The organism is Flavobacterium erciyesense, from assembly GCF_018069925.1.
Taxonomy (GTDB): Bacteria; Bacteroidota; Bacteroidia; order Flavobacteriales; family Flavobacteriaceae; genus Flavobacterium; species Flavobacterium erciyesense.
The window spans coordinates 71,770-84,168 of record NZ_JAGPXB010000004.1; the positions used below are offsets into that span (position 1 = coordinate 71,770).

Genomic DNA, 12,399 nt, shown 5'->3' on the forward strand with positions numbered 1-12,399 from the left:
AAATACTAAGAAATAATAGATTTGACACATACCTATTTTTGAAACTATGATGAAAACTTTACCTTCTTTCAAAAAAAATTACTACCTGATAGCATTATTATTGGTTGTTGCAGAGGGATTTGCACAGATCCCAATACAATATGATGCAGATGGCATTTTCACTGTACCTGCAGGAGTTACAAACGTAACTGTTGAAGCATGGGGAGCTGGAGGACGTGGTGCGACAAGAACATCGGCTGGCCGTGGTGGCGGTGGTGGTGGTGGAGCCTATGCTAAAGGAACTGTTTCAGTTTCGGCTGCAGCTTCTCCCTACACAATAATGGTTGGACTGGGTAGCACCACTATCGCGGCTGGTGAAGATTCTTGGTTTGGTAGCGCCACTACCGTCATGGCTAAGGGCGGAGATTCTGCGGCAAACAATAGCACTGATGGTGCAACTGGAGGTTCTGCAGCTGCGAGTATTGGAAATCCTGCTACTAAGTTTAGCGGTGGAAATGGAGCCGCTAGAGGCTCTATCCTTTTGCTAGGAAATTTTTCAGGTGGTGGTGGTGCAGCCGCAGGAAACGCTAATAATGGCGCAAATGGTAACGATAACGTAGGTGGTACTGGCAACAACCCAGGTGGTAGTGGCGGTGACGGTCGTGTTACTAATGGCAACGGTCAGGCGGGATCGATTCCCGGTGGTGGTGGTGGTGGTGCTTTTGGTAATGGAAATACGGGGGGCGCAGGAGGTAATGGTCGTGTTATTGTATCATGGACCTGCCCAACCTACAACCTCGCTAGTATAACAACTCCTACACCATTGTGTACTGGGACCTCGGCTACAGTTACATTAAACAGCACAGTGGCACAATTACCGAACGGAAACTACACTATATCCTACACAATAAGTGCTCCAAATGCAGGAACTTATACTGCAAATGTAACAGTAGCGGCAGGAACCGCTAGCTTTACTACACCAGCACTAAACAATGCAGGTAGTACAACAATTACGGTAAGCACAATATCGAGTGGTACTGCTCCTAGCATCTGTTCTTCATCAGTAAATTTCTCAGCTACAATTGTTGTTAATCAGCAACCTGTAATAGCAACTACAACTCCTGCATCAAGAGTAGGAATAGGTTCCGTAACTTTAGGCGCAACAGCATCAATCGGTAATGTGCGTTGGTACGCCAACCCTACAGGAGGCGCAATTTTAGAAACTAATACCTCCTACACTACACCAGTCCTTTTAACTACTACAACGTACTATGTGGAAGCTGTAAATGCTGGCTGTATTTCTGCACCTAGAGTACCAGTCATTGCTACCATAGATTTACCAGAAATTGCAGTATCTGGAAATGGCTTTAACATACCTGATGAGGACACTACACCGATTGTGACAGATAACACTAATTTTGGCACTATTAACTTAACAGTTGCCTCGACTAAAACGTACACTATTCAGAACACGGGCACAATAAATTTGACGGTCGGAACAATAAACATAAGCGGACTAAATGCGAGTGAATTTGTTGTAACTACTGTCCCTGCAGCTGTCGTGGCTCCCGGAGGAAGCACAACATTTAATATCACATTTACACCTACAATTTCAGGAAATCGAGTTGCCTCAGTTTCTTTTTCAACCAATGATGCTGATGAAAACCCTTTTAACTTTGATATTGCTGGTACTGGAGGAACAGGCGTAGCACCTGAGATAAATTTAAGAGGTAATGGCAATAATATTCTAGATGGTGCATCAGGACCGGTGGCGACAAACTTCACCGACTTTGCATCAACCTTAGTAGGAACTCCACAATCACGAGTATTTACTATACAAAATACGGGAACAGGACCTTTATTGTTGACTGGAACACCTTTGGTGAGTCTTTCAGGAAGCGCTACATTTACTGTGTCTTCACCGCCACCTGGTACTTCTATTCCCGCTGGTGGAAGTGCTAATTTTACGATTACTTTTACGCCATTAATAGCTGGTACTTTTGTCGCACTTGTTACAATAGAGAATAGTGACTCAGATGAAGGAATATACGACTTCGCAATCAAAGCGAACGCTACGGTAACAGGCATAGAAATAGACATTCAAGGAAATGAAATTTCAATTACTAATGGTGATACTACCCCAAATGTAGCAGATCAAACTGACTTTGGAACTACTAACACCACCACACAAATAAAATTACCATTTCAAATTTATAGTCAAGGTAATAATACATTAACAATAAGCTCAATAACTATTTCGGGTACGAATGCAAGCCAATTTAGTGTTCCTTCAATATCCGGTACCTTAGACCCTGGACAAATTGCAAGTTTTGTAGTAACTTTTACACCTAATTCAACTTTAGGTATAAAAACAGCAACTCTGACTGTTGTAAGTAATGATCCCAATGAAGGAACTTATACCTTTGCAATAAGAGCAGAAGTACAAACTCCTACTGCGCAAATAGTTGCGCCAGGTGGGGTGACTGGCAACCTCAAATTTTGGCTTAAAGCCAATAGTAATATTGGTGCTATCAGTGATAATACACTACTATCAAACTGGACAGACCAAACTACGGCCAGTACTAAAAACGCTGTAGCTCGTTTTACCAAAGAACCGCGTTTTCGTGATGCAGCAGGATTTAATGTAAACTTTAATCCAGTAGTTCAATTTAATGGGAACAACTGGATGTCAGGCAGTCAAGGATTTAACAACTCTGACTTTTACATAGTTGTTAAACCAACCGTTACCTTTAATCGTGGTACTAGCGCTCAAGATATCTACAGTGGTGACGATGTTGGTACGAACCAAGCTAGTCAAGATGTTACTGGTTTTCAAATGGGTGCCTCTTCAGCAAGATACGATGACGAAGTAGTAGCATACAACCAAGCAGCCAATACAGTATTTGGAGTAGCTGAAATCAGTACTACTAAATCATACACTGGTGTTAATATGTTTAACCCTAGAAAAACTGTTTCGGGAACACCTCCGATGGAAATTCTCAATAATGGTAATATCTTATCAACTACATCAGTTGCTACAGGCACTTATATTGATATGGTAAATACTCGCTATTGGTTGGGTCGAAGCGAATTCTTTGACGCAAGTTTTAACGGTGCAATTCTTGAGGTCATTAACTACGATTCTAGAAACAGTGACTCAAACAAAAGCCGTATCGAAAGTTACTTAGCTATAAAATATGGTATTACTTTAGGAACAAATGGAACTAGTTTACCGTATGTGAATTCAGCTGGTACAACCATTTACGGCGCCAACCAAGGATACAATTATAACATTGCTGGTATTGGACGCGACGATAATTCACAATTAAATCAAAAGCAATCCAAATCAGAAAACACTGCCAGTGATATTACCATTGGTCTGGGAGATATTTTTGCAACAAACTCTGCTAACACCAACACTTTTGGTGCTGATAGAACATTCTTGATGTGGGGACACAATAACAATACCTTGGCAGCACAAGCCCCTATTGTGGTAAACATGAGTTCCGGAATTACTCCAGCCTTAAATACTGATGTTGACTTTGTTGCGGTAGGACGTACCTGGAAAGTTATTGAAAATGGAATTATTGGAACAGTAAAAGTATCTATACCTTCGGTAATGCTAACAGCAACAATCACCCCTCCAGGAGACTTCTTGATGTTCATTTCTGACAGCCCAATCTTTAGCCCAACAGCCGAATACCGCATCATGAATATGAATGGTTCTAATCTGGAAGCTTTATACGATTTCAACGGTACCAAATACATCACCTTTGGATATGCACCAGAACGAACATTTGTTCGATCAGTAGACTTTGATGGCGTAAATGATTATATGGATGCTGGCAATGTATTGAACTTACCAACAAACTTTACAGTTTCGGCTTGGGTTAAAAAGGCATCGAATAACAAAACTATTTTATCCAAAAGAAATGCTGCTTTTACAGAAGGTTATGACCTTAGCATCAACAGTACAGGCCATGCTGAAATGTCTTGGTTTAATGGAAGTACACACACGTTAACAAGTTCAGTTCCAATACCAACTAACATTTGGCACCATGTAGCGGTAATTTATAATGGCACAATAGCGACCATGTACATTGATGGTGTAGCTAATACAAGTGTAACAGCCCCTGCTGTACTTGCGAATACACAGTCGTTCTTGATTGGAGCTGCTAATGGAGCTTCACCAAACAGGTTCTTTGATGGAAATATTGATGAAGTTCGCGTGTGGAGTACTGCTTTAACAGTAAACCAATTGCGTTACAGCATGAACCAAGAAATCCTACGAAACGGGACTTTCACAAATGGCGTAATTATCCCGAACAATATTACTTTGAACGAAATTAGCGCGATTCCGTGGTCAAGCTTAAGTGCCTATTATCCAATGTCTACGTACACGTACACGAATGCGAAGGACATTTCAAATAATAATTTTACAGCAGCGATTAAAAATTTAAATACTGTCGATTATCAAACGGCTCCATTGCCTTACGAATCGGCTGCAAATGGAAATTGGGAAACTCCTGCCACATGGACAAACAGTGCGGTACAAGATAGACCTTACAGCACATCAATAATTGATAATAACACTCCTATTGATTGGAATATTGTACGTACCGCCCACGATGTAACATCAAATGCTAATAAAACAGTGTTAGGATTATTCGTTAATAGTAACACATTGAGCGCTTCAAGTGACTCTAAAATAGAAGTTACGAACTACCTACGTTTGGATGGAAAAATTGACTTAGTGGGTCGTTCACAATTGGTACAAAAAACGGGTAGTGATTTGGATATTTTGAGTAGTGGTACTTTAGAAAGAGACCAACAAGGACAAGCTAACTTATACAATTACAATTATTGGGGATCGCCTGTTGGAATATCGAATACAACAAGTAACAATAACGCTTATACAGTGGAGAGCGTACTTCGCGATGGTACTACTGCTTCCGCACCCGGTATACTAAAGTGGACTGATGCATTAAACGCAAATCCGAGTACAACTCCTAAAACTTTATCAAGGTATTGGATTAATAAATTTGATAACCAAGCAAATGCTTACGCAAACTGGAGTAAAATTGGTGAAAAAGGCAACCTTCGTGCTGGACAAGGGTTTACACTAAAAGGAAGTGGTGCAGTAACTGGGACACAAAACCTAGTTTTTGTTGGTAAACCAAACAACGGAGAGATTATTAATACAGTAAATAAAAATCAGTTGTTATTAGTAGGAAATCCGTACCCATCAGCCTTGGATGCAGATAAATTTATTACTGATAATTTGGGCGGAAGCAACGATGTAATTACAGGAAGCTTGTATTTCTGGGAACATTACACAGATAACAGCTCCCACTTTTTAAAACAATATCAAGGAGGTTATGGAGTACGTAATTTCTCAGGTGGAACTGAACCAAGTTCTATGGGATTAACAACTATTTCTGGATTTGGAGCAACAAATAAAGCAGCGCCGAATCAATTTATTCCTGTAGGGCAAGGTTTCTTTGTCATTGGTAATGCAAGTGGTGCTAGTACCAACTTAAAATTCAATAACAGTCAAAGAGAATTTATTAAAGAAGGTGAGGCACAATCACAAACAATGTATCGCACAACATCAAGTAAAGTTCCTGTAAAAGACCATTGGACAGATAACAGCAGTACAAAAATAGAGCCTAGTTCAAATAAAAAAATCCACATCGGCTTTAATTTATTAAGTAATAATTTCCATCGTCAAGTGCTTTTAGCATTTATGGATGAAAGAGCCGACAGCGAAATTAATCCTGGTTATGATGCACCAAATATTGATGGATCACCAAGTGATATGTATTTATTGAACAAAGATCAAATGTTGAGCATTCAAGGTGAAGGCTACTTTAATAAAGAAGCCTCCTATCCTATTGCTGTAAAAATGGAAGAAGAAGGTAAAGTATCGTTTGTAATTGATAAGCTAGAAAACTTTGACGCTGATCAAAACTACTTTATCTACGATGCTCAAACCGATACCTACAACAGTATCAAAAAAGGACCGTTTGAAGTACTCGTTGCCAAAGGGGAACACAAAACTCGTTTTGCTTTGCACTTTACAGATAAAAAAGCAGCAACTGTTATTGAGGATCCTAATGCTACCAATAATAAAATTGAAGCAATATTCACAAGGTACAACAACACCTTAAACATCACAAACGGTGTTAAGGATGCCACTATCGAGACAGTACAATTATACAATATTCAAGGATCATGTATCAAAACTTGGGACATCAAAGATAAAACGCAATTTTATCATAAGTTACCAATTACAGAAAATAGCTCTGAGTTTTACATTGTAAAAATTAAAACTTCAAAAGGTATCATGACACAAAAAATTATTGTCAAATAACTTTAATTTCTCGAACTTAAAAAAAGAGACTTCTCCACAAGAGAAGTCTCTTTTTTTTATAATTTTACTATAACATTCAAAATCAATCCATTAACAACATTAAGAAAGAAATAAGAATATTTCTTAAAAATACAATTAATCTTACTTAATGTAAATTAAAGTGTCATTCATCGATTGTTTTATACTTTTAAACGTTTTTTTTAAAAAATCAAGTATTTTTATCTAGTATAACACTTCTCTAAAAAAAGACAGAACAAGAGAAAGAAACTTAATACCATAAATTAATAATTAAACCATATTAAATTATGAATAAAACTCTACCTCTATTCACGTTTATAAGTACTATTTGTCTTTTTGTAACCTTACAATATACTGCTTTAGCACAAACGTATTCCTATACTACAGCAGGACTTCATACTTTTTCTGTCCCATCAGGAGTAACCACTATACAGGCAGAAGCCTGGGGCGGCGGCGGTAAAGGCGGCAGTAAATCCTCAGGTAACAGCACTTATGGCGGGGGCGGCGGAGGAGCCTATGCCCGCAAAACCATAGCCGTTTCAAATGGTACTACTTACAACTTATCTGTAGGAGCTGGAAGCAGCATTGCTACGTCACCGGGAGGAGATTCATGGGTGATTGACAACAGTACACTTTTAGCCAAAGGAGGAAATACAGTTCCTAATAATGGAACGACCGGAGCAACCGGAGGCAGCAGTGCAACCAGTATTGGTGACTTTACCCTTTCGGGCGGAAATGGAGCCAATGGAGGCACTAACGGTGGCGGTGGAGGTTCATCAGCAGGAACCTTACTTGCAGGCACAAGCGCGCTCTCACAAACTGGAGCAATCGCCCCAAGTGGAGGCGGCAATGGTGGCAACGGTGCCGCAGCCGGAGGCGCTACTGCGGGAGTCAATCCCGGAGGCGGAGGTGGCGGAGGAAAAAACAATGATAACGGCGCTTTTGGTGCTTCAGGAAAAGTAGCTTTAACATGGCTTTGTCCTTCCTATTTATTACTTTCTACCACAGCAGGAGCTCCAATTTGTGCAGGAGCAAGCAGTACAATTACCGTACTCGGTCTCGCATTAAACTTACCTTCGGGTAATTACACAGTAACTTATAATTTATCAGGAGCCAACTCCGCCACAGGACTTACAGCCACTATGGCAGTTAACCTGCTAGGCAGCGGAAGTTTTTCTACTACGGCACTGAACAATGCGGGAGCTACCACTTTAACCATTACAAACCTTTCAAGTGGGGTGTCACCAACTATTTGCAGTGCAACTCTATCATTAAACAATGTTGCAAACATTACTGTGAATGCGGTACCAACTATTACCGGCACAATTGCCGGCAGCACAATCGGACCCGGTATAGTAACGCTTTCAGCAACTGCATCCGCAGGCAGTATCTCGTGGTTTAGCGCGCCAAGTGGCGGCTTAGCCCTAGGTGTAGGCCCAACTTTTATTACACCACTTATCAATACCACAACCACCTATTATGTTGAAACAAGCACTTTATCTTGTACTTCACCCACCCGAGTGGCTGTGACTGCAACAGTTGCTGAACCCGAAATTTCAATAACAGGTAATTCCGTAGCAATAAGTGATGGTGACCTCACTCCTACAACAGCCGATTGGACCAGCTTTGGATCTATGGAAATCAGCACAGGAATTATCACAAAAACGTTTACAATTTCAAATACCGGAAACGCACCACTACTCATAGGAGCCATTAGTTTTAGCGGGCCCAATGCTGCTGATTTTAGTGTAAATACGTCGCCTAGTTTAATAATCGCAAGTGGTGCATCAAGCGCATTCTCTATAAGTTTTAATCCGAGTACTCTTGGAATAAAAAATGCCACTTTATCTATCGCCAACAATGATAGCAACGAAAACCCTTTCGATTTTGCGATACAAGGAATAGGTATTCAGAGTTTTTTTGATAGTGATGGCGATGGTGTATTTGACAATTTTGATATTGATGATGATAACGACGGCATTACCGATATTACAGAAGAAAATAATTGCAACAGTTCAAACGGTAGCAAGGTTGACTATAAATTTTTGAACGAAACATTTGGAACTGGGGGGCGCACCGCTAACTTTACAGCTATTTACAATGCAACCACTACGTATTGCTATGAGGATGGTATTGTAGGAGCTAATACAACTGCTTGCCCGTCTCAATCTTCAAAAATTTTAGATGATGGTGAGTATACTGTAGTTTCAAAAATAACTGGTACAGTTGCTAGCGACCCTGAAAATATTCATGGCGATTTAGCTTGGTATAATGGCGAAGATCATACTCCGGGAGATACAAACGGAAGAATGGCCGTATTTAATGCGAGTTTTACACCTGGCACTTTTTATGAAACTACCATAACCGGTATATTATCCAACTTACCCATAACTTATAGTTTTTGGGCGCTCAATATCATGGCAGCTAATACCTATCCTGGTTCTATTTTACCCAATATTACGGTTGAATTTTATGACCTATCCAACAATTTATTGAATACGTTTAATACTGGAGATATCGGTCGTTGTTCCAGCAATGTACTTGACAATTCTTGTACACAAGGTCAATGGATGCAGTTTTCTACTAGTGTTAATCTCGGCAATGTCAATGCTTTTACCATTCGGTTCAAAAACAATGCACCAGGCGGCGGAGGTAATGACTTAGCTTTGGATGACATTCTAATATCGCAAACTTTATGCGATCGTGATGGCGATAGCGTTGCAGATTTGTTTGATTTAGACTCTGACAACGATGGACTAGAAGATGTAATTGAAATAGGATTGGGTAGCTTAAGCAACGGTAAAGGGAAAATTGATGCCGCTTGGGTTGATATCAACGCCAATGGCTTACATGACTTGGCTGAGCCTATAGCAGCATTGCCAACCTTAGACAGTGATGGTGATGGCGTACCAAATTATTTGGATTTAGACAGCGACAACGATAGTATATTTGATGTAGATGAATCAGGTGCTGGCAATGTCAATGCGGTTTTAGGTTTTGAAAATGGAGACGGTGATATCAACGGAGATGGTGTGGGTGACGGTCTAGAGACAGAATCTTTTAGAAACAAAGACATGAACGGCGATGGAACCACGGAAGGATTTGGTGACGGAATTTTAGATATTTATGATTATGGAACTGGAATTAACCAATACGGAAATTTAGGTCAAGGCAGTTTACTTGCACCCTTTTTAGACTTTTTACTAGATACAAATGGAAACGGAATTCCTAATTATTTAGACGTAAAATCTAATGGAATTACTTTCGATATTTCGCACACAGCAGTTTTATATCCAAATAAAATATTAGATGCTAATAACAACGGAATTATTGATGGTGGTGCAGATATTGACAAGGATGGTATTTTAGATGCATTTGATACCAATACCGCTGTTTTTGGTTCACCAAGAGACATCAACACCAAACTATTTTTAAACTTTGATGGTCGAAATGATTTTATTCAAAGTAGCTCGCTCCTTGGCGGATTGAGTGGTGCGACGCTCATGTGTTGGATTGACATTAATCCTTCTTTCTCAGCAGAAGGAATACTATTAGGTCAAGATAAATTTCATCTCAAAATTGATGCAAGTCGTAAACTTGTAGTGACTCTAAACGGTCAAAGCATTCAAACAAGCGTTAGCTTGAATACATCACAATGGTATCATGTAGGAGCTGTTTTTAATGGCAACTCGTTAAAACTGTTTTTGAACGGAAATGTAGTTGGTGTACTGGCCATTAGTGATAGTATTGCTCCTGATTTATCCATTTTTACGGTAGGTAAAAATCCTTTGTTAAACACACAGTTCTTCAGAGGTAAAATAGATGAGATACGCGTTTTTGGCAAGGCACTAACGGATGTGCAATTGCAAAGAATGGTTTATCAAGAAATTCAATCTGTTGGATCACAAATTCAAGGAACTGTGATTCCGAAAAATATTGCAAGTGGATCCGAGTTGCTAGGAATTACTGACATGCTTCATTATTTCCGAATGGATACCTACAAAGATGATGTTGTTGATGACTTAACTACAGTTGGTATCGATTTGATAGGCGCTAAATTATTCAATTTTAAAAACATGAATGTGCAAGAAGCTCCAATGCCTTTTCTTACAGAGCGTAATGGCGATTTTTCTATTGCGGCCAACAGTCCAACCAAAGAAATCCGTGGTCAAGATATTATGGACCAAGACTGGTCTATTGTGCATGTAAGACACGATGTAACAGAATCAGCCAATACAATTGACCTCGGGATGATTGTTGATGCCGGTAAAGTTGTAACTGTAACCAACGACTCAAAATTGCAAAACGATTGGTACTTGGTACTAAACGGCAAAATTGATTTAGTAGGAATGTCGCAATTAGTACAAACAGCCGAAAGCGACCTTGCTCCCACTAGTACCGGATTTATTGAGCGTGACCAACAAGGCCAAACCAATTTGTACAATTACAATTATTGGAGTTCTCCTGTAAGCCCGATCAATGCCACGACTAACAATACAGATTACAGCGTAAAAAGTGTTTTTAAAGATGGAACCAACCCCGCAAATCCTGTTGAAATTAATTGGATCGACGGATTAAATAGTTCGCCTACTGCTCCACTTAGTGTAACCCGCTATTGGCTTTACAAATTTGAAAACAATGCCAGCGCCTATGCCAATTGGATTAAAATTACTGAAAACAGTCCGCTACGCGTGGGACAAGGTTTTACTCTGAAAGGTTCAGGAGCAGGCACCGCTTTACAAAATTATACTTTTGTGGGCAAACCCAACAACGGAACTATCACAACCAATACGGTAAGTGCTAATCAACTTTTGCTCACCGGCAACCCTTACCCTTCTGCCTTAAATGCTTATCAATTTATAACGGATAATATAACTACAATAGACAATTTTGAAAATACAGGAATCAACGGTACTTTATACTTATGGGAACATGCGTCAAATAACAACTCTCATTACCTTAAAGATTACTTGGGTGGCTATGCTGTGCTTAATTTGTCCGGAGGTCTGCCACCAGTAGTTCCCACTTTAATTGCTGGCGTTGGTTTAAGCAATAAAATACCGAAGCAGTTTATTCCAGTAGGTCAAGGATTTTTTGTTTATGGCAAAAATGGCGGCGGCGGAACTGTCAATTTTAATAATGGGCAACGCGCTTTTCAAAAAGAAACTGCTGCAGTGTCAACTACATTATTCAAGACTAAAAACAACTCAAAGAACACTACTGCAGCACCAAATAACAACAATGATAGTGTACCCATAGACACTTTTAAAAGAGTGCGCTTGGGTCTCAATACAGCTAGTGGCTACCATAGACAATTACTATTGGCTTTCATGGAAGACAAGGCAACAGACGGATTTGATTTTGGTTATGATGGTATGATAATGGATAACTTCCCTGCAGACATGTATTTTTTACAAGGAACAAATCCTTTAGTAATTCAAGGAGTAGGACGTTTTGATACCACTGCTAGTTATCCTTTGGGTATAAAAACAGATCGTGAAGGCCCAGTGACTTTTCTACTTGATGGAACTGAAAATTTTGATAATCAGCAAATGATGTTTATTCATGACATGAGTAACAATACCTATCATAACATTCAAAATGGAAGTTTTACGGTTAATTTGCCTCAAGGGAAAATCGAAAACCGTTTTGTATTGACATTCGCCGATAAAACTTTAGGGACTAACGAACAAGAAATTGAAAACAATCAAATTATAGTGATCCATTCTCGAAGCAAAAGTCAGCTTGAAATTACAAATACCACAATAGATAATAGTGTAGAAACTGTAAAAATGTATTCCATCTTGGGTCAAATAATAGCAGAATGGGATGCTAAAGAAAAGGGAGTACAGCAGGGAATTTTACCAATAAAATCGGTGACGCCTGGCGTTTATGTTGTGTCCGTAAAAACCACTAAAGGGCAGCTTAATAAAAAAATTATTATCCCGTAAAAGGAAAAAATAAACACCTATTGAAACCACTTCGCTTTGTGCTAAATCTATATTTTGAGGATTTAGTAATAAGCATAG

At 39.5% G+C, this 12,399-nt stretch carries 2 protein-coding genes; both read left to right on the forward strand.

Annotated elements, in window-relative coordinates; translation table 11 throughout:
- Positions 1 to 46 precede the first annotated feature (46 nt).
- A complete protein-coding gene (locus KBJ98_RS06085; RefSeq protein WP_210788755.1) occupies positions 47 to 6,352 on the forward strand; it encodes a choice-of-anchor D domain-containing protein in 6,306 nt (2,101 codons plus the stop codon).
- Between the two features lie 305 nt (positions 6,353 to 6,657).
- Positions 6,658 to 12,321: a choice-of-anchor D domain-containing protein gene (locus tag KBJ98_RS06090; protein ID WP_210788757.1), complete on the forward strand. Its 5,664-nt coding sequence runs from the start codon at positions 6,658 to 6,660 to the stop codon at positions 12,319 to 12,321.
- The last annotated feature ends 78 nt before the right edge of the window (positions 12,322 to 12,399 follow it).